General features: G+C 36.0%; 27 protein-coding genes. 1 reads left to right on the forward strand and 26 read right to left on the reverse strand.

Features of this window, described 5'->3' with window-relative positions; translation table 11 throughout:
• From FEZ08_RS04100 to FEZ08_RS04200, 21 genes are all read right to left on the reverse strand, one after another.
• Positions 1 to 2,342: glucosaminidase domain-containing protein (locus FEZ08_RS04100; protein WP_171014935.1), on the reverse strand; the 2,342-nt coding region annotated here is incomplete at its 3' end.
• Between the two features lie 80 nt (positions 2,343 to 2,422).
• Complete coding sequence (locus FEZ08_RS04105) at positions 2,423 to 3,835, reverse strand: lipopolysaccharide biosynthesis protein (RefSeq protein ID WP_138190455.1); 1,413 nt, start codon at positions 3,833 to 3,835, stop codon at positions 2,423 to 2,425.
• Between the two features lie 29 nt (positions 3,836 to 3,864).
• Entirely contained in the window at positions 3,865 to 4,386 is a 522-nt protein-coding gene (locus FEZ08_RS04110) for a glycosyltransferase (RefSeq protein WP_138190456.1), read from the reverse strand.
• A 64-nt stretch (positions 4,387 to 4,450) separates the two neighbouring features.
• Positions 4,451 to 4,966, reverse strand: coding sequence for a glycosyltransferase family protein (locus FEZ08_RS04115; protein ID WP_138190457.1), 516 nt, complete (start codon positions 4,964 to 4,966; stop codon positions 4,451 to 4,453).
• Complete coding sequence (locus FEZ08_RS04120; protein WP_138190458.1) at positions 4,956 to 5,918, reverse strand: glycosyltransferase family 2 protein; 963 nt, start codon at positions 5,916 to 5,918, stop codon at positions 4,956 to 4,958. The genes FEZ08_RS04115 and FEZ08_RS04120 overlap by 11 nt, the downstream gene beginning before the upstream one ends.
• The gene (locus tag FEZ08_RS04125) at positions 5,919 to 7,220 is read right to left on the reverse strand and encodes a UDP-glucose dehydrogenase family protein (RefSeq protein WP_138190459.1); all 1,302 of its coding nucleotides are present in this window, start codon (positions 7,218 to 7,220) and stop codon (positions 5,919 to 5,921) included.
• Between the two features lie 37 nt (positions 7,221 to 7,257).
• On the reverse strand, positions 7,258 to 8,262 hold the full coding sequence (locus tag FEZ08_RS04130) for a glycosyltransferase family 2 protein (protein WP_138190460.1): 1,005 nt from the start codon (positions 8,260 to 8,262) through the stop codon (positions 7,258 to 7,260).
• A gap of 55 nt (positions 8,263 to 8,317) precedes the next feature.
• On the reverse strand, positions 8,318 to 9,214 hold the full coding sequence (galU, locus tag FEZ08_RS04135) for a UTP--glucose-1-phosphate uridylyltransferase GalU (protein WP_138190461.1): 897 nt from the start codon (positions 9,212 to 9,214) through the stop codon (positions 8,318 to 8,320).
• Positions 9,215 to 9,231: 17 nt separating this feature from the next.
• Positions 9,232 to 10,224: a UDP-glucose 4-epimerase GalE gene (galE, locus tag FEZ08_RS04140; protein WP_138190462.1), complete on the reverse strand. Its 993-nt coding sequence runs from the start codon at positions 10,222 to 10,224 to the stop codon at positions 9,232 to 9,234.
• A gap of 401 nt (positions 10,225 to 10,625) precedes the next feature.
• A complete protein-coding gene (locus FEZ08_RS04145; RefSeq protein ID WP_138190463.1) occupies positions 10,626 to 11,453 on the reverse strand; it encodes a hypothetical protein in 828 nt (275 codons plus the stop codon).
• A gap of 176 nt (positions 11,454 to 11,629) precedes the next feature.
• Positions 11,630 to 12,463: a hypothetical protein gene (locus tag FEZ08_RS04150; protein WP_138190464.1), complete on the reverse strand. Its 834-nt coding sequence runs from the start codon at positions 12,461 to 12,463 to the stop codon at positions 11,630 to 11,632.
• 47 nt (positions 12,464 to 12,510) lie between these two features.
• The gene (locus FEZ08_RS04155; RefSeq protein ID WP_138190465.1) at positions 12,511 to 13,644 is read right to left on the reverse strand and encodes a phage tail protein; all 1,134 of its coding nucleotides are present in this window, start codon (positions 13,642 to 13,644) and stop codon (positions 12,511 to 12,513) included.
• On the reverse strand, positions 13,644 to 14,339 hold the full coding sequence (locus FEZ08_RS04160) for a phage tail family protein (protein WP_138190466.1): 696 nt from the start codon (positions 14,337 to 14,339) through the stop codon (positions 13,644 to 13,646). Before FEZ08_RS04160 ends, FEZ08_RS04155 begins: the two co-directional genes overlap by 1 nt.
• A 7-nt stretch (positions 14,340 to 14,346) precedes the next feature.
• Complete coding sequence (locus FEZ08_RS04165) at positions 14,347 to 15,858, reverse strand: phage tail protein (protein ID WP_138190467.1); 1,512 nt, start codon at positions 15,856 to 15,858, stop codon at positions 14,347 to 14,349.
• 20 nt (positions 15,859 to 15,878) lie between these two features.
• Positions 15,879 to 16,115 (reverse strand): hypothetical protein, encoded by a 237-nt coding sequence (locus tag FEZ08_RS04170; protein WP_138190468.1) that lies wholly within the window; start codon positions 16,113 to 16,115, stop codon positions 15,879 to 15,881.
• 44 nt (positions 16,116 to 16,159) lie between these two features.
• Positions 16,160 to 16,558: a hypothetical protein gene (locus FEZ08_RS04175; RefSeq protein ID WP_138190469.1), complete on the reverse strand. Its 399-nt coding sequence runs from the start codon at positions 16,556 to 16,558 to the stop codon at positions 16,160 to 16,162.
• A gap of 67 nt (positions 16,559 to 16,625) precedes the next feature.
• Positions 16,626 to 17,033: a phage major tail protein, TP901-1 family gene (locus FEZ08_RS04180; protein WP_138190470.1), complete on the reverse strand. Its 408-nt coding sequence runs from the start codon at positions 17,031 to 17,033 to the stop codon at positions 16,626 to 16,628.
• A 13-nt stretch (positions 17,034 to 17,046) separates the two neighbouring features.
• Positions 17,047 to 17,388 (reverse strand): hypothetical protein, encoded by a 342-nt coding sequence (locus FEZ08_RS04185; protein WP_138190471.1) that lies wholly within the window; start codon positions 17,386 to 17,388, stop codon positions 17,047 to 17,049.
• Between the two features lie 257 nt (positions 17,389 to 17,645).
• The gene (locus FEZ08_RS04190; protein WP_171014936.1) at positions 17,646 to 18,356 is read right to left on the reverse strand and encodes a M23 family metallopeptidase; all 711 of its coding nucleotides are present in this window, start codon (positions 18,354 to 18,356) and stop codon (positions 17,646 to 17,648) included.
• Positions 18,343 to 18,741, reverse strand: a complete 399-nt coding sequence (locus FEZ08_RS04195) for a phage holin family protein (protein ID WP_138190473.1) — start codon at positions 18,739 to 18,741, stop codon at positions 18,343 to 18,345. Before FEZ08_RS04195 ends, FEZ08_RS04190 begins: the two co-directional genes overlap by 14 nt.
• Before the next feature lie 122 nt (positions 18,742 to 18,863).
• Complete coding sequence (locus FEZ08_RS04200) at positions 18,864 to 19,244, reverse strand: sigma-70 RNA polymerase sigma factor region 4 domain-containing protein (protein WP_138190474.1); 381 nt, start codon at positions 19,242 to 19,244, stop codon at positions 18,864 to 18,866.
• Between the two features lie 150 nt (positions 19,245 to 19,394).
• Between FEZ08_RS04200 and lexA the strand changes: the two genes are divergently transcribed.
• Positions 19,395 to 20,090: a transcriptional repressor LexA gene (gene lexA, locus FEZ08_RS04205; protein ID WP_138190475.1), complete on the forward strand. Its 696-nt coding sequence runs from the start codon at positions 19,395 to 19,397 to the stop codon at positions 20,088 to 20,090.
• A 32-nt stretch (positions 20,091 to 20,122) separates the two neighbouring features.
• Here the strand turns inward: lexA and FEZ08_RS04210 are convergent, their stop codons facing one another.
• The 5 genes from FEZ08_RS04210 to FEZ08_RS04230 form a co-directional block, all read right to left on the reverse strand.
• Complete coding sequence (locus FEZ08_RS04210) at positions 20,123 to 20,488, reverse strand: hypothetical protein (protein WP_138190476.1); 366 nt, start codon at positions 20,486 to 20,488, stop codon at positions 20,123 to 20,125.
• Between the two features lie 95 nt (positions 20,489 to 20,583).
• Positions 20,584 to 21,054 carry a glycosyltransferase gene (locus tag FEZ08_RS04215; protein ID WP_138190477.1) on the reverse strand — a complete coding sequence of 157 codons (471 nt, stop codon included), beginning with the start codon at positions 21,052 to 21,054 and terminating at the stop codon, positions 20,584 to 20,586.
• A 15-nt stretch (positions 21,055 to 21,069) separates the two neighbouring features.
• Positions 21,070 to 21,534, reverse strand: coding sequence for a PssD/Cps14F family polysaccharide biosynthesis glycosyltransferase (gene pssD / locus FEZ08_RS04220; RefSeq protein WP_138190478.1), 465 nt, complete (start codon positions 21,532 to 21,534; stop codon positions 21,070 to 21,072).
• Positions 21,535 to 21,546: 12 nt separating this feature from the next.
• Positions 21,547 to 21,963, reverse strand: coding sequence for a PTS sugar transporter subunit IIB (locus FEZ08_RS04225; protein WP_138190479.1), 417 nt, complete (start codon positions 21,961 to 21,963; stop codon positions 21,547 to 21,549).
• Positions 21,964 to 22,079: 116 nt separating this feature from the next.
• Positions 22,080 to 23,738: a DAK2 domain-containing protein gene (locus FEZ08_RS04230; RefSeq protein WP_171014937.1), complete on the reverse strand. Its 1,659-nt coding sequence runs from the start codon at positions 23,736 to 23,738 to the stop codon at positions 22,080 to 22,082.
• Between the last annotated feature and the right edge of the window lie 11 nt (positions 23,739 to 23,749).

Consider the following 23,749-nt stretch of genomic DNA (forward strand, 5'->3'; position numbering starts at 1 on the left):
CGAGTATTATTTACCGATTTAATCTCTGCCGTCTTTCCGTTTCCTAACGTGTAGTTCTTACTTGTCAACGTGTATGTCCAGACTGGCATGTTACTTCCATTCTGGTCTATGACCAATTCGTACTCACCTTTACTGATTGCCTCAGTTCCTACAGTGTAGTAAAAACTTCGTGCATTCCCAGAAACTGCACTCACTGTAACCGCAACTTCTTCTTTTGTCGCTATATTTACATATTTCGCACTTACATTTTTCAGTGGTACTGTCGCACCACTTCCATCTAATGTTACTACTTGTAATCGCAAGTCATTATTCACTACACTTGCTCCTACATACTCCGTTCTAATCCCCGTTGTGCCCTGCTGATTAATAACAACTCGCAGTCGAGTATTATTTACCGATTTAATCTCTGCCGTCTTTCCGTTTCCTAACGTGTAGTTCTTACTTGTCAACGTGTATGTCCAGACTGGCATGTTACTTCCATTCTGGTCTATGACCAATTCGTACTCACCTTTACTGATTGCTTCAGTTCCTACAGTATAGTAAAAACTTCGTGCATTCCCAGAAACTGCACTCACTGTAACCGCAACTTCTTCTTTTGTCGCTATATTTACATATTTCGCACTTACATTTTTCAGTGGTACTGTCGCACCACTTCCATCTAATGTTACTACTTGTAATCGCAAGTCATTATTCACTACACTTGCTCCTACATACTCTGTTCGAATTCCCATCTGTTCACCAGAATCAACACTCCCCTGTATATAAGCCACATCTGTCTTCTTAACATACCCAACATTAGTTGAATAATTATATGTCCCATCTTGATTCCCAAATAACCAACCATCATTTCTATTCGTTGGAATAGAGTCTAACTGCACTTTATAATATGAACCACTCTCTCCTAAAATAATTACTGGATAAATCAATGTTTCTCTCGATGTACCATAAGCATATTTAAACCAAGTTGTTCCATTTGTATCTTTATAGACTTGAGTCTGTTCATTAAGCATACCAATAGTATATTTATTAATATCTTTGCCGCCTAAATACGTGTCAAAGTTTTGCATATGACCAGCAATTTTATAGCCCCAATATGGATCAGATGCATATTTAACATTCATTCCTGACATCTTATTTCCAACATGAAACCCATAATATTTCGAACTATCATTTGTAGCAAAGCTATCTGATAAAAAGAATCCCTGAGCATCAATCCCAGCCGAGACACTTGGAAAATAAGATGCCTGACCCGGATCCGAATCAATTGCATTCACTCCAAACAAATTATTTCTATCAACCGCAAATGCACTAGTTCCGTACGCACTTTCATGAATGCCCATCGCCATTACCAGCAACGCATTAGTCCCATACTTATTTTGGATGTCAATAAAATTCTGTCCCGTATTGAGCATCTTAGTAGTTTGTCCATTATAGCTCGAATTTTCGTAGAAATATTTAAATGCTGAATTTAGTTGTGCAGCAGAGTAATTTGTCTTACTACGGGCAGACAAATTATCAAAATAAATAATGAAAGGATTACTGCTATTAACTGCATTAGTTTTACTATCCACTGTACCTAACTTACTAATATCATCCTTGAAATAAACACCATCGAAACTATAATATTTTTTATTTGTTTCCATCCAACTTGGAGCGGTACCAAGTCTTGAAATGAAAATGTAGCTATTATCAGCTTTAGGGTTATTTTCTATATAGTAAACTAACTTACCATTACTGTCTTTCGTATAGTATGGAAAGCTCCTTATTTGACTTTGATTGAGAATTTCCGAAGTATCAGATTTTTTTATTGCAACAACAGTACCCATATATCGTACATTATAATAATTGCTATCCAGCGCATTTACTCCTATATACTCCATCAAGTATCCTGAACAGTTAATATACGAATGAACTGTACTCAGTCGCTCCGGATAATATAAATTCATCGTTTGATTCCAGCCACGATTAGAAGAATAGATAAACTGCTTCTCAGCATTTGCAGCTCGCAAAAGTTCTCTAGCATTATTAGCATCTTCTACTTCATAATCATTCGCACCTTTTAATGCACCTAATTCTTCAAGCGTCAAGATTTCCTCACTATTAATGTCATAATTTTCAACAACATCACTTCGTGGCTCAGCGCTGTTATTTTCAACCTCTGAAGTTTGTTCCTCACCTTTTACATCTTTTTCTTCATCAGAAGCTATATCAGAATTAGCTTCTGACGCATTATTTTCCGATGTAGTCATCCCGCTTTGGGCAAATACAGAAAGCACCTCTGTATTTGCAGTAACTAAGATTAATGCAACCAAAAAAGTTATTATTATTTTAAACGTCTTCATTCAGACACCTCTTTTTTCTCATAGATAATTTTATTTTATCAAAAAAACAACTAAAATACGAGTTTTTAGTTGTTTTCTCTTTATTTTCTTATATTAATTAATCTATCTTTATATTTACGAACAAGTAAAATAATTACGATAACAAATACAATTTCAATAATGCAATTTATTACAAAAGCAACACCTCTATCTACAAAAGTATTAATTATTGAGCCTATTACAATTGCGATAGTAAATAGGATATACTTACCTAATGGAAACTTATACCATAGCTTTCTAGAAATAATAGTTCTTAGCCAAAAGAAGATAACAAAGGATACACCAGTTGATATTGTTGCACCAACTGCCCCCATTGATGGAACAAGCAACCAGTTACCAACAAAATTTATTATCAAAACAATAATCGAAATAACCATTAAGTATGAGTTTTTTCTTGCAAAAGATATCCCTAGTCCTGTCACCTCTGCAAGAGTTGGCATGAGATAACTTAGCGTAAGAAACGGAAAAATCGTCATAATTGGTGTATAAGAACTACCAATAATTAATACAATAAATTCTCTACCAATCATAACTCCAAAAAACACAAATAATAAAAGGAAAATGAGGACTGTTCCCATAAACTCATAATTCTTGTTAGGTGCACCTTCAGTATTCCACCGGTAAGCAATAGGTACCCAACCATTAGTAAAAGCTTGCTGAATAACTGAAATCAGCATACTAATACTCATCGAAACTTGGAACAAACCTAATTGTTCTTCCGTTGAATACCATACAATAGATAATCTTCCTAATGACTGGAACAACAAATTAATAACTAACGCCGGAATTAATGGCGTTGAAAAGTAAAGTAATTTCAAAAATAATTTCTTATTAAACTGAAACTTTTTAATCAGCCAATATTTTTTGGTAACTACAACTGCTATTACACCGACAATTATATTAGCAATAAGATTGGCTACAACAATACTTTCAAAACTTGAGCTCCAGAATTTCAATAAAATAATATTTAAAATAAAAATAATAACATTTGTTAACAATGAAACAATAGAGTAGACAATCCCTCGATTCTCCATACGCAAAATCACATATGCAAACCTTAATGTAAAAATACTTATTAACGTAATCGCCGTCCCGTAAATAAGATACACATATTCTGGCGAACCAAAAATAAGTTGACTCCAAAACTCTGGAAATATGAATAAAACTAATGTATTAACAGCAATAAATACTAAAGGTAAAATTATTGAGTTAAAGAATAGCATTGACTTATCTTTAATTTGGAAAAACTCGCGCATAAATGCTTGATCAAATCCCAAGGTAACGATAATATTTCCAAAACTTAAATATATCTGGAAAATTCCGATCTTTCCATATTCTGCTGGAGCAATTAGCCAGGTCAAAATCGTCATGCTAAAAAAGCCTATGACCGCTGAACCAATCGGTCCTATAGAATATTCAGCGAAATTTCTAATTATACCTTTAACCTGATTCACTCACTTATTCCTCCTTAATTATTTATAGACTAACTTATTAAACTAATAAATTTATTTATTGATGAATGCATTGAAAATTTTTTGCTTTTTAGTGCAGCTTTTTCTCCTAAGTATTTAATCCGTTCCATATCAGTGATAACTTCACCTAAAACACTCTTCATTTCAGCAGCATCTTTAACAATAAAACCATTCTGTCCATTCTCAATTACCTCGTTTAATCCAATTGTGTTATTCAACATAACTGGAACAACACCATAGCTCATTGCTTCAAGCATTGCCATTGAGAAACCTTCGGCATTAGCCATATTCAAATAAATGCTTGCATCATTTAAAGCTATACCAATATCAGATACTGCATCATGTAAATTAATTTTACCTAACATATTCAAGTCAGTTATTAATTGTTTACATGTATTTTCATGTGGTCCATTACCATAAATCTCTAATGTCCAGTTATGATTTGTCTTGTTTTCTAACTCTGCAAACATTTGTATCATTCTATCAATATTCTTGTCCTTAGAAATTCTTGTTAAAACCACAAACTTGTTCATATATATTTTATTTGAGATATCAGGATAATCTGCTAAAAAATTATAAATGAATGTTCCATTTTCTTTAGTTGCTATTCCTTCTAGCAGACCCAATCTTAAATTTTCTTTTGTCAAAAAAAACTATGTTCTTATATTGTTTCTTAAAATATTTTAAAAATAAAAATGTGAGTTTAAAATCTTTTTTTGCTCTTACGACACTATCATGTAATTGAATAATCGTATTTTTACGCCATCTTTTAGGAATGTACATACCATAAGTCGGATTCGTAGCAACAAAAATGTTATCTGAATTTTTGTAAAGTAAGGCAATCTTTCTTTGCATTTTTTTCGTTAAATCATAAAAATCAAATAATTTTCTGCCAATAGATTTCGGAGCCACAATCTTATTCAAGGCAGCAATATTATGAACTGTAACTCTTGAATCAACTACAGTATTATTGTTTCCTTCATCAAAAAGGTTAATAACATCTACATTATAACCTGCTTCAAGCAGTCCGTTAATATAGTGAATAGTAATCTTTTCAATTCCACCAAGCAGATTAATATTTCTCATTATAAAAACAATCTTCTTACTTTTCATCTGAAAACCACATCCGATTCCAAAATCTTATTAATAAAAATCGATAATTCCATAAATTCAAGGAATTACTAGATTTCACTTCCTTTTTGTCACTACTGTTTAAAATTTTTACATATGGCTTTAAAATAATTAGATTCAAGTATGGACCGTTTAGAAAATCTAAACAAGCCTTGGCACATTTTTGTATCTTTATATTACTAAAATTCTTAATGTGTATATAGCACTTCTTTAACATTTGCTTTCTATCCAGCAATCGTTTCTTTATCCATGCTTTTTCTTTACTAGTTGTTGTTGAGTTTTCTCTTATGTTTCGTTGATAAAATGTCTTATTAACAAATCCTACACGCTTGGCTAAAGAAATCATATGAAAATAATATTCCAAATCTTCATGTAATTTTCCCACTTCATAAAACAAGTCGTTTGCAAGCAAGAAATCTTTACTATAAAAGAATAACGTTGCTTGAACATTTCGTTTATTATATAATATCCAGTCATGATAAAAAGCCATTTCTCCACTAAGATTATCATATCCAGGGGTAGCCTCAACAACACGAGGTATTAATTCAATCTCACTATCGTTATGAAACTCATTCATCAAAAAACCAGATACTTCTGTATTATTGACTTCTGAAAAGTTAAAAAGTGCTTCGCATGCTTCAGCCAACAAAAAGTCATCTGAATCCACATATAAAATATATTTGCCTCGAGACTGTTTTAAAGCCATATTTCTGCTATCACTTTGACCACTATTTCTCGGTTTTTGAATAAATACTATTTTATTTTCATATTCTACCAAAAATTGTTTAGCAACCTCGGCAGACTCATCAGTTGAACCATCATCAATAACTAAAATCTCGATATCTTCTAATGTCTGATTTACTAGCGAATGTAAACAACGCTCTAAATACTGTTCCGTGTTATAAACTGGAACAATTATACTCACTTTTGGCATCTACTTTTCTCTCCCAATTGAGTAATAGTCTACTCCAGCAGCCTTCATAACTTTTGTCTCGTAACAATTACGTCCATCATAAATATTAGCATCACTCATTAATGCTACAAATCTTTCTGCTGGATAATTCTTGATTTCTGCCCAATCAGTCATAATAAAAGTAATATCTTTTCCATTGATTGCATCATCGATATTCGTTGCATATTTTAATTTCTTACCATATTCTTTTTCAAATGCAGGAATCCCCTCCGGATCATACACTGTAATTTCGGCCCCTTCTTCTAGTAATAAATCAATATTATAGTACGCAGCTGATTCTCTTGTGTCGTCGGTTCCAGCTTTAAATGTCAAACCTAAAACTGCAACTTTTTTCCCTAAGAAGTTCCCAAAATCATCTTTCGCTTTATAAAACAGTCGAACTTTTTGATCATTGTTAATACTAATAATGCTATCAATTGTTTTAAAATCAAAATCATATTCATTTTTTGCTAAATGAAATAATGCCTTAGTATCTTTTGGAAAACAAGAACCACCAAACCCGATACCAGCTTTCAAAAACTTATCTCCAATACGCGGATCATACGACATACCTTTGGCAACCGTTTCAACATCTGCTCCGATTAATTCACAAAAATTAGCAATTTCATTAATGTAAGAAACTTTCAATGCCAAGAAAATATTTGAAGCATACTTTATCATTTCAGCACTAGCACGATTAGTACACACGATAGGTTGATTAAAAGGTGAAAAGATTTCATACATCTTTTCTTTCGCCCAGTCACTTTCAACACCAATAACAATTCTTGATGCCTCTAAAGTATCTTTAACTGCTGTCCCTTGCGCTAAAAACTCTGGATTTGAAGCAACTTCAATATGAAGACCTGGTTTTACATGATCTTTCAAAAATTGTTCGATAATTTCATTTGTTCCAATAGGAACAGTAGATTTAACAACAACCAAAGTATCTTTATCTACTGATTCAGCAATCGTTGTTGCTGTTTGATACACATATTCTAGATTCGCTGTACCATCTTCAGACTCTGGAGTTCCGACAGCAATAAAGACAGTTTCTGCATCGTTATATGCTGTTTGAGCATCAGTTGTATACTGAATTTTCCCTGCTGCTGCAACTTTTTGCATTAATTCTTCCAGTCCTGCCTCATAAATAGGCGATTTTCCTGAATCCATTAATGCAACTTTTTTTTCATCAATATCCACACATGTTACATCATGACCCATTTCAGCTAAACAAACGCCCGTTACCAAGCCAACATATCCTGTTCCCGCTACTGCAATTTTCATTTTAAATTCTCCTTTATCAATTCGATCTATAATTATTTTATTTCCTTATAACAAATCTAAGCATATTCACTGTTAGTTTTGGATGCTTCAATAACATTCTAATATAGATACGATAAACAAACCTTAAACGTTTATAATACTTATTCTTACTCAAATCGCTCTTTTTAGCTATTTGAACTAGTTTATCAATTTCATTTACATCTGTTCCATACATTAATACCCTATACACTTCTCCAATAAGTAAATGATATACTTTTAAATAATCTAATTCCTCAATAAAGTCTTCATAGTGATTATATTTTTTATAATATCTCTCTACATCATCAAAAATACGAATCGTGTTGTCCACATTTAACATTTTTTTTATTGAAGAAGACTTTTCGTACACAAAATAGTCTAAAACATCTTTATCAAAAAAAGCGATCTTGCCACCCGTGAGCATTTGTCTTAATGTAAAATCTAAATCCTGATTGCGCAAGTATTCTAAATGAAATAATGGATATTCAGTATCAACTAAAAGCGAATCTCGTTTATAAAGCTTACCCCATGGAGCGGTATACACATCAACTAAAATTTCTTTATTATCAAGAATACTTTGTGCCACACCTTGTTCAATTGGCAACGAAACATTATAACTAAATTTCTTGGTAATCTTACTACTTGCTTCAGAAAATACACGTTTATATTTTGCCACAACAATATCAGCATCAGTTTCTTTTAGGTACTTCATCATTTTTTCAACACTTGAATAATAAAGAAAATCATCATTATCGAAGAACATAATATAATCTCCTTGCGATAATTCAAATCCAACATTTCTGGCGTTGGAAACTCCGGGAACTTCTAAATCTAATACTTTTACCTTATCTGGATTATCTATTTCATATTGTTTTGCGAGTAATAATGAATCATCCGTACTACCGTTATTAACCAATATTATTTCAATATTATTATAGGTCTGACCCAATAATCCATCCATACATCTATGTATATCATTTGCTCCATTATAAATTGGAACAATGATACTAACTAAATCATTCATACTTTACCTCGTCTATTTTACAACAATAAGGGCAGTCGAAACTACCCTTATCATCTTATTTTTCCTCAACTAGTTGTTTAATATAGTTTTCTACTTGCTCATGCAACGAACTGTCACGTAAAGCATAGTCAATAGTTGCCTGAACAAAACCAAATTTGTCCCCAACATCATAACGACGTCCGACAAAATCATATGCATATACTTGCTGGCGAGCCATTAACCTTTTAATTGCATCGGTTAATTGAATTTCGTTTCCTGCTCCCGCAGCTTGTGTTTCTAACAAATCAAAAATTTCTGGATTCAATACATACCGTCCCAAAACAGCCATTTGTGATGGTGCCTCTTCAACGACCGGCTTCTCAATCATATCTGATAACTTGTATGTTCTTCCATCAACAGATTTTTGTGTTTTTGAAGGTGCAACGATACCATATTTATTAACATCCTCTTTAGCAACTGTCTGTACACCAACAACAGACGCACCAGTTTGGTTATAAACATCAATCAGTTGCCCTAAAGCTGTAGTTTGCCCAGGCTCAGTATAAACAATATCATCGCCTAACAATACTGCAAACGGCTCATCATTAATAAATGCTTTAGCACAAAGTACCGCATGCCCTAAACCTTTAGGCTCCTTTTGACGAATATAGTGAATGTTAACCATGTTAGAAATATTTTGAACCATTTCTAACATCTCTTTTTTACCTTTTTTCTCCAAAGTATCTTCCAACTCATAAGACTTATCAAAATGATCTTCAATTGAACGCTTATTCCCGCTGGTAATAATCAAAATTTCTTCAATTCCAGAAGCAATTGCTTCCTCAACGATAAACTGAATTGTTGGGGTATCAACAATCGGCAGCATTTCTTTTGGCTGTGCCTTTGTCGCCGGTAAAAACCTTGTTCCTAATCCTGCGGCAGGAATTACTGCCTTCTTCACTTGTTTCTTCATTTGTTTATAGACCTCCATTATTTTCCTTCGTATTCATATTTAGGCGCTTTTCGCCAATTATAATCTGATTCAATCATAGAAGCTAAATCATATTCAGGAACCCAGCCCAACTCTGCTTCAGCACGTTTATTTGATGCAACAAGATAATCCGGATCACCAGCACGTCTTGGCCCATATTCAACAGGTACCGGCTCAGCAAGAACCTCTTCAGTTGTTGTAACAATATCTTTCACTGAAAAACCATTGCTTGAACCCAGATTGTATGTTTTACTGGTCATAGTTTCAGCAAGTTTCTCAACTCCAAGAACATGTGCTCGAGCTAAATCAGTTACATGAATATAGTCACGAATACAAGTCCCATCTTCAGTATTGTAATCTGTGCCAAAAACAATTAACTTATCACGCAAACCTAACACCGCTTCATTCGTAGATGGGATAATGTGCGAAACAGTTTTGGGAGAAAGTCCAATCTGTCCCTCACCATCGGCTCCGGCCACATTAAAATAGCGGAAAATAGTATACTTAATACCATAAGGTGCCTCGCACCAACCAATTAATTTTTCAGCTGATAGCTTACTCTCTCCATAAGGATTAATTGGTTTAGTTTCTGCGTCCTCAGTAATCGGTACCGACTGGTTTGGCATACCATATACTGCCGCAGTTGATGAGAAGATAAATTTATCCACTTTAGCATCGCGCATTGCTTGCAACAATACTCCAACACCATAAACGTTATTCTCAAAATATTCAGCTGGTTGTTCTACGCTTTCAGGAACAACAATTTTTGCAGCAAAATGCATCACCGCATCAATTCCATGCTCTTCAAACACAGCATCCAACATTATCTTATCTCTAATATCACCTTCAACAAATGTTGCTTCACGATGAATAGCTTTTGTATTTCCAGTAGATAGGTTATCATAAACTACTACTTCATGCCCACTGCGAATCAGTTCATAAACGGTATGGCTTCCAATATACCCAGCACCACCAACAACTAGTACTCTCATGTACTTCAGCTCCTTTGTTCTACATTGGTTTTATTATAACATAGTGAGACTTAAAGTAAAACCAAGAATCCGTGGTTTGATCTTCGTGTAAAAATTTATCACTGTAATGCACTAAAATCTTGGTTTTTAAATAATCAGCCTCATCGTCGACCGCATATATAAATCTGCTAGCTATAAAACATCATTAGTTCTACACTCGCCACTATCATTAACTGCCAGGATTCGAATTGGCATTATTTTCATAGCATCGAATTATTCAAAGTCAGCGCTTAAACTGTAAGACTAATAAAAGACCAAAAAAACTCATTCAAAAAGATTCCCACAAAACTTCGAACCGTCTATTAAAAGTTAAAAAAACGACTGACTAAAGTCAGCCGTTTTTCTCTATTAATTATTAGTAATTAAAATACACTCTTTTCTCCCCAAATTCGTAACACTCTATATCTCATATTTTGACGATAAGTCTGTAGCTTCCCATCACCAGCATTTTGAATTTCAAAAACTCCGCCAATAACACTCATATCCATTTTTTTATACCAGTGACATGCAATAGCTGCATATGTTATTGGAGCTGGAATTATTGTCAAAGGACCACGAACCCAACGACCATCTAAATAGTAGTCATATTCTAGTCTTAAAAAATCAAAATTATTTGCTGATTCAGTTAGTGGCACTTGATAGGTCGTATAGTTTGTAACTGCATCTACCGTGCCTGAAAAAATTAGTCTTGTTTGGGCAACACGTTGACTCAGTTGCTTCAGAGTATTCTCATCTTCCTCCAACCGCGAATCCAAATTACTATAAGTCTTTCCGTTAACAGTTGAATTACGAGCCGTATTCACTTCGCTTACAACATCTTTCAACTTTGTCTCATCCGCTTCCAGACGCGCATCGACCGATGCATAATTCACTGCATATGCTGTCGAATTACGTGCCTGCTGAATCTCAGAACGCAAGTTATCATCACTCAAATCGTCCATAACTTCAACAATACGTTCTTCAACTTTTGTATCAACATACTCACTAACAGCAACAGACAACTCCTCAGTAAACCGACCAAAGTCATCATTTAATTTCGTTTCTAATTTCGTTGTTGTAGCAGCCTCATACTCATTCTGTGCATCAACTACATTTTCAAATCCATCCGCAATCGAGTCACGAACCTCAATCCCATAAACCGCTTCACGAATTTTTTGTGATGTATCTCTTAATTTTTCTAATGCTCCCATAATTACTTATTCCTCCAAGTTATTAAAATATTCAGAATCAGCGCTTAACCTGTAAGACTATTATATGCTATTTACCTCCTATTGAAACGCCAGAAAAATGTCATTCAAAAGACTATATTAGGACTAAAATCATAGTTATTTAAATGCAAAAAGACTGACCAAAGTCAGCCCTTTTTTTACTCGATTATCCACGACGTATTTACTGGAAACCATTTATTAACTCCATATTGATCCGCGTTAGTAACCGCTTGTAAATCTAAGTTCCCTGTTTTATTTGATGTTTGCCATCGACATAAATACACATTACTTGTCGTTAACCAGTTCCCAGAATTAACAAATGTATGTGGCTGGCTAGGCCTAAAACCAACTGGAATATTCAAATATGTTCCTGCTTTAGTAATATTCTTCATTGCTCCACATAAATAGACCATATTCCCTACCTTGAGCAACATCACTTTTTCATCATCACTAAAAATTTGTGCGCCATTTATTGGCGTAAGCATAACTTTTTCAACCTTTAGTTTGCTCTCAGTTACTATTAATCGACCTTCATCTTCCTCCAACCGCGAATCTAAATTACTATAAGTTTTCCCATTCGCAGCCGAATTACGTGCCGCATTCACTTCGCTCACAACATCTTTCAACTTCGTCTCGTCCGCTTCCAAACGTGCATCCACCGAAGCATAGTTCACTGCATACGCCGCCGAATTACGCGCTTGCTGAATCTCCGAACGCAAGTTATCATCGCTTAAATCGTCCATAACCTCAACAATACGTTCCTCAACCCGATCATTCACATACTCACTAACACCAACCGTTAACTCCTCAGCAAATTGCCCGAAGTCAGTATTCAGTTTAGTCTCGAACTTTGCAGTTGTAGCAACCTCATACTCATTCTGAGCGTCAACCACGTTCTCAAATCCTTCAGCAATATCCTCACGAACCTCTACCCCATATACAGATTCACGAATCTTCTGTGCTGTTTCTCTTAATTTTTCTAATGCTCCCATAAAAATCTCCTTCCTCTTCGAAGTCCTTACAATAGCAAACAACTATTTTAAAGTTTTAACATATAATTAAACTGCTTAGTAATATACGCCGTTACATCCAAAAAATCAATGCGGCGATTAGCCAAAGTCAATATTGGCTCATGCGGGGCAAAAATATTCGTAGATATTTCAACAATCCGTAAGCTTGCCGAAATATCAAAAGCCTTATGCACTAAAGCAATCCGATCACCAATAAAAAAACTTTCCTCCACCTTTTTCAAGTGACTCAAATCCAACGCCCCCAACTTAATCGAAATCGTCGGCTCCTTATTGTCATTCAGACGCTGCTGCGCAGCCTCCTTCAAACTCTTCGCATCCTTATACTTAGTATCAATCCAAACCTCTTCAAAAACCCCATAAGTCTCAATTGAACTCTGATCCTGCAAATAATTCAAATTACTATTTACGCTAGTAATATTGATATTCTTACCACTCACCTCAGCACCGTATGGAATAATCTTATTCACAACACTAGCTGCATCATAATCAATAGTAATATCCTGCAAGTTCACTCCGGGAATGATAGTAATATTCGTATCATTCCCGCGCATAGCAACCAAATCCAAATAATTGCGATACTGATTATCAGTACGCAATACAAACTCGCCACTGCTCAACTGCTCGCGCACTTTGTTCACCAAAGTACTATACTTCTCAACATTCGTTTCCAGCTTGTTTGCTAACGTATAGTTAGCAAACACCCCCTTCTCCAAACGCCGTTCACCATCAACCTCATTATTGAACTTCGTCAACAAATCGGTCAACAACGCACTCGTCGTCGTAGCCGTTGGCACACTCTCGCAAAACGCATCACTTAAATAAGCAAACGCACTCTCACAGGCAATATCTTGTGTAAACATACCAGAATTGTCCATCTTTTGCGTAATCTTCAAGACTCGCCCGGAAAATACATACATCTCCTTTAAATGATCATAAACAAAAATCTTCGAACGCATCGCATGCAACTGTCCCCAAGCTGGGTTATTGGGATAAATACTAAAATGAAATTCATCAATCCCGCTTAGCTTCTGCTTCAACGTCCCGCTCGCCAACTTTGGTGCATCAAAACTCGTAGACGGAGCATGAATCAAAGTTGTCTCAACACTATTATTCACTTTTTGTCGTAAAAAAATACTATACATTATAATCGCTCCATTACAAATTCAATCTGCACATTCCCGGTTCCGGCAAAGGTAACCTCATTCGCACCCTCAAGCAATTCAAGTCCGTAATAATCAAACTTACCAACCTTCAAACTCGTCGCCTTACCATTAACAACCATTGTCATCGCACTTGTTGCGGTAATTGTTAACACTGACACATTGTGAAGAAAGACAGTTTCCGCTGCCGAGCCGGCCACCGTAAACTCAAGATTTTGCAGCCAATCAGTCTCAAAACAAAACGTATCCCAAAGCTGTTTGGAAAAGTAACCCTTAATTCGGAACGGATAAGCCGTCAATTGCAACTTCACACTAAAGTAACCGCCAAACACCTCTTCAAAAACCGGCGTCGCTTCCAGCTCCGCCATATAGTACCAGCCAATAATATCGGAAAACTCTAGTTTCTGTTTTCCAATACTAGTAAAAAAGTCCATAACCTTCTGATGCAAAATAAACGCCTGCTCACGACTTTTCGCAGCTAACAATAGCTGCACCTCAATCGCTCGCTCGCCATAATAATTCTTCGCCTCATTCGCATAAGTAAAATCATAAGTACCATTCATATATGGAATTTCAGCTTTAATCTTCCGCTTTTCAGGGTAACCAATCGCAATGTCCTGGATGAAAATGGCCTTACTTACTTTCGATAATTCTTTCTCTGCAAATTTTATCTCCATATTCAACCTACCCCCTTAATAATAAATTGAGATCAAAAGTATTCATATCTTTCAGATGCGGATTGACAATCTGTGCCACCTGTTTCCCATCTAAATTCAACTGAATAACAATATTCTCATTACTGCCACTATCTTTACCGAGCGCCTTATGTCCACTTGTAAGTGGAATAACTGATGTCTTTGCTCCACGCTGAAGCAACATTTCCGGACCAGCTTCCCCAACAATTGCCATCCCGCCGGACATAACTGTCCCACCTTTAGCAAGCATAGGAAGTGCGCCAATATTAACTCCAGGAATATTATTAATCCCAGAAATTACAAAGTTAATTGGGCTAATTACAAAATCATTAATCATTCCCTTAATATTTTGAATTGCTCCATCAATAGCACCGAAAATTGCGTCTCCAATACCAGCAAAAAATCCAGACACCGCATCCCAAACGCTTTTCACTTTGTTCCAAGCTGTCGTAAAGGCATTAATAATGAAATCTTTTACTCCACTAATGACACCCGTAATTGTATCTATTACTCCACCAATGAAGCTACCGATAGCACTAAATATACCCATAACAATTGGTGATAATGTTTCCCAAATAGCAATTATTATTGCTATAGCTGTTTGAATTATTACCCAAATCACTTCCATAACGACCACAATAAAATCCCAAATTGCTTGGAATACTGCCATAATAGTTTCTCCGTGCTCTTCCCAAATTGCCATAATGGTTTCAACTATTACTGAAATAATACTCCAAATCACTTCCATAACAACTACAATAAAATCCCAAATTGCTTGAAATACTGCCGTTATTGTGTCACCATGCTCTTCCCAAATTGCCATGATTGTTTCCACTACCACTACAATAACATTCCAAATTACTTCCATTGCCATCATAATGAAATCCCAAATTGCTTGAAATACCATCTTAATTTCTTCTTCGTGCTCTGTCCAAAACTTAGATAAATCTTGAATTATTGCTCCAATAAATGCAAGTAAATCATCCATGATGGAGGAAATTCCTTCTTGAATACTATTCCAGATTCCTAAAACTGCATTTCTAAATTCTTCGTTTGTATTCCAAAAATGCATTAATGCAGCAACTGCCGCTGCAATAACTATCGCAATAAGTGCAATCCATCCTCCAGACAATTTTGTTGCATCCCCCAGTGACTTCATCGCTTTTGCCGTTCCTTGAACAACTCCCGCCGCATTTCCTGCTAACCCGCCAAACAATGCAAGCGAATCAAGAAATCCAGTCAATTCAGGAGGAGCAACATCTTTCAAGTTTTTTGCTAACTTTTCTAAGCTAGATCCTGCATCCTTTATTCCTCCTGCAAAATCAATAAACTCTTTACTTATTTTTGGAGTCTTCACTTCTTTGAACTCAGCATCAATAACTACAGGCTTTACTGCTGGCAAATGTTTTACATAAGGAATAAGCGGCATTTTTACTTCTGGAACATCAACCTTAACTACCTCATACTTAGCATCAATAACTACTAATTCATTCTTCGCCATCTATATCCACTCCTTTCTTTTTATTTAAATATGTTCCCGCGCTCGTCGAGGGAACCAACTTTTATCTTCTCATCTTCATCCTGCGGAAAGAGTGGCATTTCCTTCCGATTTTTCGGTCGATTTACATTATATTCAGCATTTATAATTACCATCCGTAATAGTTCAGCATCTTGTTTTTGTTTCTTCTGACTCATCATCAGCATCTCTTGCAACTCAGCTTGCGTCAACAACCAAAACTCTTGACTATCGATCGCCAAATAAACCCGTGCTAAAGCTACCCATTCCTCATAGTCAGTCTGCTCTACTTTCCCGCTTTACTAGCCGCTGCCTTTTGCTTCTTCATATTTTTTTCCATCTCAATGCGCTGTTTTTGTGACACCATTGAACTTGCCAAGCCCATAAATAAATTTTCCAAGAAAACATCATAACCCATTTTTTCAATCACTTGATCAATCAGTTCCTCAGCCTCTTCATAAGTAAGCGTCATTTGGCTTCCGTACTCAACACCAACCTTAAAAATTTTCAAAATCTCATCATTGGTAACTGTACGACTTTTATCGCCAAGTCCGGCAAATAGATTATTAATATCTATTTGCTCAATCATTTCCAGCTTTCTGCGCGCTCCAAATGGAAACCGCAATTCTACCTTCGAACCACTGCCATCTACATTGCTATACTCTAAAATTGTGTTTGCTATCATATTAAAACTCCTTTTCTATCTTTGACAAATGAAGCGCAGATATACATCCGCGCTATTTATTTTATCCTTATGCTTGTGCTTTTGAAGACACTAAAGGTCCTGAACCTTGTAATGTCATACTATAAGTTAACGCATCATCAAATGGCGCTTCCATAGGGAAATCAGTAATCAATACTTGCCCTTGCTCTTTTTCATTTGTTGCTTCATTATGTAAAACAATAGTCACTGCTTCACCATCAACAAATGCTGTTTTCAATTTAGCTAATGCTGCATCATCGGCAACATAAATACCATCACAATCAACCGACCACTCTTTAAATCCAGTAATGAATGTTTTATATCCACCACTTGATTTTGAAGTTGTTTCAATCGGCTCTGCCGAACGATTTAATGTCGCACCCTTTTGTCCTGCGATCACTTTTTCAGTTGTCCCGTCTAAAATTTTTACTACTACCTTTGCTCCTGCCATACTCATAAATTTCTACCTCCTATAATTTTTCCATGAATCCAAACTCAAAATCCACTCGTGCCTGATACACACGCGTCTCCTGAATTCGAACGGCATTAATTTTTTCATTCTGCAATACATACTGGGCATGTGCAAAACTTACTTGCCCATATGCCTCAATAATCTTATCAACCATCTGTGCCAGAGTCTCCCCCAACTTTGGCTGTAAAATGTAAAGTGATACTGATACTGCAGAATATTGATTGCTTTTTGTTACATTATCATGAACGACCACTTTGCCGACTGTCGCTACAGTTTGATCGTAGCCAGCTCGCTGCAAACATCTATTCATGTAATCAACAACTAATTGTGATTTAATCATTCTTCCATATCACCCTATCTAAAAAATTTGACAATTCCAGCACACATACAAATGTTATTTTTGGATATCTCTTCATCCCATAATTGCTGCTCTCTTGTCATATGGTGAGCTCAACCATGATTAAATTATACCCCGTATTTTAAAGACCAAAACGCCACCATTAAGCCCGCTTTCCGCCTCACTACAGCCACCAAAACGACTGGAAAAAGCCACAAAAAAAGCACGTCCTAAAGACGTACTTTTTTAATATTTCTATTCTATTGAAAAGCATTTTTCTCAAGCCATGCTAAACGGAAATGTTTATCAACTTGCACTTCACACAAGTAGAAATCATTTTTCTCAGTTAAAATGATTTCTACCCATTGTGGCTTTACCTTAACAACATTATTGTAATTATTTTGATTTCCAAAACCAACTAGATTTTGATCACCCCAAGCTGGTGTATGTCGTACCCAAGCTTCTTTCTTTAAATACTTGCTGCCTTTATCCCACATAAGATAGTTCTCCTCCTTGATTGTAATTTCAGTTAATCCATTTTGTACTATATTATACGGATCAATCTTTTCTCCGTTCTTCTGTACTTCGAAATGCAAATGCGGCGCGTAACCGCCGCTGCCTCCCTCACTGCCAATTCGATCACCTTTTTTTATCATAACACCATTAGCAATTGCTATAGTATCGAGATGTAAATAACGAATGGTATATTCGCCAAATCGCACTCGCACTTCATTTCCGGCAGCTCCGTTATTATATAATACTTCTGCTGTACCGCTTGTTACTGCATAAATAGGTGTCCCCAAACCTTGTGTCAAATCGATACCGCCATGTCCTTTATAAGGATTAGGCGTTGCTGTCATAGAATAACCATATTCTGCAACCCAATCACGGATGCCACTACCATAACTCTTGTTATCAAAAAGACAAGTTACTTTTACTTCTGCTTTGTGGGCCAAACTATAAATTCTCATGTTTGTCAGCCCCTTCCTCATCTTCTGCATGTTGTTCTTCCTCAAGTTTGCTGATTAAACTATGTAATTCTTTCGGTAACTCAATATGGTTACGAACTTTCTTAATGATACTTAGAAACTGTATAATTGTCATCCCAGTCAACACAGTGAAAAGTACCGTAGTATTTTGAAATAAAATGTAGCTGATCGCACCACTGGCAACAATTACTAATAAAATCATCATCTTGCGAATTAATCCATCAGTCAAAATCGTATGACTAAAAGTCTTACTGATAATTGCCGCTAAAATTCCCATAACAACATCAATTGTCATTACTATGATTAAAATCATTAACGGTATTTCCATTGCTGTTAATCCATTAATAAATAGCTCATAAAAATTCATCTTCTTCCTCCCTTATTCCTCATTATGGTAAGCTCACCACTCTATAATTATACTAGAGTATAGCGCTTCTCAACTGGCATTCGGAAGTCAAAAAAAAGACTCATTCGGGTTATTTAGTTGCATTAAATTATTTCGCAGGATTGAATAGTTTTTACCGCTGCATTCAGATATCTCTGACATGTTTTTTCAGAATAATTAAGTTCCATAGCAGTTGCAACCCAAGAATTGCCGGAAAACAATCGTTCCTCGACAACTGAGCGTTGATCATCTGATAAAAGTGAAAGCCATCGTTCAACCCGTAACTTTGTAATTTGATTTTGATTCATTGCCTGAGTTAGTTTATCTCGTTCACTGCGATGATCATCAAATTCTCCATTTAAGGACATTTCCTTATTAGTCAGTTGCATATTTTGATACATGGCAATTTCCTTTTCCCAACCAGCAATCAATCGACACACTTTCGGGTACGCTTTAAAATCTTCAATTATTTGTTTCTTATCCATTCATCTCACCTCTCACTAAAATATGGACACATCTGTAATCATTTGTTTACAATACTATGTTATCATATATGAACACGTTTGTAAACTATATTTTACAAAATAATTGACTTTTTGTAATTTTTAGTTTACAATAGTATTGAGGTGATATATATGGCAACAAAAACGTTAGCCAAATACATTCAAGAATACCGGCAAGCACACAATCTTTCATTGCGTGACTTTGCAGCTGAATGTGATTTAAGCCATACTTATATCAGCAAACTCGAAAAGGGGATAGATGATCGAACCGGAGCGGCTATAGAGCCGAATTTACAAATATTAGAGCAGATTGCCAAGGGTACACATACGGATTTAACTAATCTTTTAATGTTACTTGGCAAAATTGACAGCTCACTTATCTATTATGATGATATTCCCTTGTCTGAATCAGAAGATGCTCAAATGGAACATGTTGTTCAGCTTCCTATCCTGGGAGAAATTCGCGCCGGCGAGCCAATCTTTGCTGATGAACACATTATGGGATATGAATATATCAATAAGGATGAAGTAAAGACCGGAAAATTTTTCTTTCTCCACGTAGTTGGCGATAGTATGATAAATGCCCGAATCTATGATGGTGATACAGTTTTAGTGCGGAAGCAAGAAGACGTTGATAACCGCGATATCGCTGTTTGCTTAGTAAATGATGATACCGCAACTCTGAAACGAGTAATGAAGACTGATCAAGGAATCTTCCTGCAACCGGAAAATCCAAAATATGACCCTTTATTTTTCTCGCATCAGCAAGTCTTGAATGGTGAAGTAAAAATTATTGGTAAAGTTATAAAAGTTATTTTTAAACTCTAAAAAAAGCGGTGGATGTTTAACATCCACCGCTTTTAAAATTCTTTTGACAACCCGCAACCAATGTTGGAAAACAATTGTTCCAGCGTCCGCTCGATAACTATCCCATCAGGGACTTCGCTATAGTAGCGAACAATATTACTGCGGTCAGTTATTGCTGCACCACTCTGTTCAACCGGCCGGTCAATAACATAGGCAAACTGATAATCGCTGACATCTATGTTCTCACCGATGAGCAACACAGCTACATCACGGTCCTTAGCAAACCATTGCCCTAGAATCGTTTTTGCTTCTTTTGTCAATCCATTTGGCAAAAAGAAAAACAGCTTGTCTTTATTGGCATATTTATTGCAATCAACATAGTGCATATATGGTTCAGGTAAAAACTCGTTCAAAATCATAATCCTCAACTCCTATTGCATTCAGTATACCGCACAATCTTAAAATTGAGAATTGAAGTGCTTAACAAAAAAACAGGCCGAAACGGCCCGTTTTTTTATAATTCATCAATATATTTACCAACTGTTTCAACAATCTGATTGCTAAAATCATATGGTTTCGGGGTAAAATTTTGTGCCTTGCGAATCGCCCGGGTCACATCAGCATGAGCATCTAAAATATAGCCGCCCTTAGCCAATTTGCTAACCAGCTCCACCTGATGATCATCATTGTGCTCGCCAAACTCTGCTAGCCGCGCCATTGCAATAACTTTTTTCTGCAAATGCATAGCCTGAAACAAAGTTCCGGCACCGCCATGAGCGATAATTAGGTCTGCTTCATTAAATAAGCGCTCGTATTCCTCGGGGGAAAAATACTTACTAATATGCATGCGTTCACTTGCATAATCAGTGACCCCCACTTGAGCAAAAATTTCATCTTCCAGTTGCAATTTTTGCACTGCCTTCTCAACTTGATCCATTAATCGTGGGAATGGACTATCCTGAGTTCCCAATAAAATTAGAATCATTACTTATCCACTCCTTTATAAAATTGTGCCGTGATATTCAGCATTCTTATAGACTTTTTTCATTTCCGGCCATTGAACAATTATCTTGTCACATTTCTTCTCGATAATTTTTCCAGTCATAGATTGAGAATGTACTCTGGCACAACTTTCAATAAAAACAATTTTTTTGCGGAAAAGTTTAGCAATATAAACCATTGGTACTGCGCTATGAGCACCAGTTGTAACAATCACATTTGGTCTAAAGGTAATAAAGTACCAGAATGAAAGCAAACAATTAATCGCAAACTTAAATGTATACGAAACAATATGCTTACGGGTACCAAAAATCAGATACTGAATCGGAATATCCAGCTGTAACGACTTTGTCGTTTCACTCTTCTCCGTAATTAATTTGCTCTTGTATTTAGTAAAAAGCGGCTTCAGTTTTAAAAGTTCACTTAAATGACCGCCACCCGAACTAATGAAAATAACTTTTTTCATTATAACGACTCCTTACTTTAAGTATTTCTTTATTTGTTCCAAAATCAACTCAGCCCGATCACCAACAATCAGCTGAACATACTTCGTCGTCTTCAGCACTCCTGATACTCCGGCAGCTTTCAATGCCTTTTCATCAATTTTAGCGCGGTCATTAATGACTGCCCGCAAACGAATCGCGCACTGCTCAATACTCGCAATGTTTTCTGCACCACCAAGCGCAACAATAATCTTGCTCGCCTCGTCATCACTCAGCTGCACCCGCTGCTGCTCACGCAACGCTTCTTGTTCTTCATCTTCCTGCAAATACTTTGCAGCTTTCAGCATCACATCATATTGCTTTTTCTTACGATATAAAAAGACCCCACCGGCAATTGCCGCAATAAGAACTATTATACCTATGATAATTAAAATAATTTGCCATGTTTCCACGCTTGTATCACATCCTTTTGTCCTTTTTATTGTATCAAGGAAACTAAGTATACGCAATGGACATTTCCGGGAGAAAGAAAAAAAGCGGGAGGCGCTGCGCCTCCCGCTTTTCAAATTTATTCAACCGAGATTAAGAAGTTGTAAACTGGTTGCTTGCCATCAAAACATTCAATATCAATATCCGGATGTTTTTCAACAAGATATTCATAAATAGTTTTAGTGTCTTTGACTTTAGTGTCAGCACCAGCAATAACGGTAACAATTTCAGCATCTTCATCAATCATTTCATCAAGCAATGCTTTTGTTGATTCAACTAATGATTTATCAGCAGAAACAATAGTTTTTTCATCAATACCGATGAAATCTCCTTGTTTAATTGTTAAACCGTCCATAGTTGTATCACGAACTGCATAAGTAACTTGTCCTGAGCGGACATTTTCCAATGCATTATTCATTCCGGTAGCAATGTCTTCAACGCTGCTTTCGCTGTTGAAATGAATCATTGCTGCTAATCCTTGAGGAATAGTTCTTGTCGGAATGATTTCAAGCGGGATATCCACTAATTCCTTAGTTTGTTGTGCCGCCAAGATGATGTTGCTGTTATTTGGTAAAATAACAACTTCTTGAGCACCCACTTCTTCAATTGCTTTAACGAAGTCTTGGGTAGATGGATTTAATGTTTGTCCGCCTTCAATAACATAAGCACAGCCTAAATCTTTAAAGAGATTGGCAACGCCGCTACCGCTGGCAACAGCAATAACTGCTACTTTAGGACCTTGCGGATTTGCTTGTACCTTTGGCTCGTTGTGTTCTTTTTGTTTTTCGAATTGTTCTTGCATGTTTTCTGACTTTAAAGTAACAAACTCCCCTAAAGTACTGGCAATTTCAAAAACTTGAAGTGGATGTTCAGTATGAACATGCACTTTTACAATATCATCATCAGATACAATAACAATTGAATTTCCATCAAGTGATTCTAATTGTTTTTGTAGCTTTTCATTGCTATATGTTTTTTGCGCTCTTTCATGTAAACGAATAATGAACTCGGTACAGAAACCGTATGCATCATGTTCATGATCATCATCAAAGCCAAAATCAGATAAATCCAATGTTACTGGAACATAGTCACCATCTCCGGCTATAACAGCAGTATCAATTTCTTCGCCGCGAAGCGCTTTTAACATACCTTCAAATAATATAACTAATCCTTGTCCACCAGAGTCAACAACACCAACTTCTTTTAAAACTGGTAGTAAATCTGGGGTTTTAGCTAAAGATTTTTTAGCAGCTTCGAGTACTTGCTCTAAAAACGATTCAAAATCGTCAGTTTTTCTGGCAATTTTTACTGCATCTTTAGCAGTTTCACGAATAACCGTTAAAATCGTTCCTTCAACAGGTCGCATAACTGATTTATAAGCAACTTCAGCACCCTTTTTTAAGCCCTCAGCAAATAATTTAGTATCTGCCGTTTTATGCTTTTCAAATCCTTGCGCAATACCACGGAAAATCTGTGACAAGATAACTCCTGAATTCCCGCGGGCACCAAGTAGCAATCCACGTGAAAGCTGTTTACTTATTACACCTAAATCTGTGCTTGTTAATGTTGAAATTTCATTTCTTCCCGAAACAATAGTTAAGTGCATATTGGTTCCGGTATCACCATCTGGGACGGGAAATACATTTAAAGAATTTATATATTCAACGTTCTTTTCAAAAAATGCAACGCCACCCGAAAACAATGCTTTGTATAAAGCACCATCCATTGATTGTATCATGACTTTTGCCT

Source organism: Culicoidibacter larvae, assembly GCF_005771635.1.
Taxonomy (GTDB): domain Bacteria; phylum Bacillota_I; class Bacilli_A; order Culicoidibacterales; family Culicoidibacteraceae; genus Culicoidibacter; species Culicoidibacter larvae.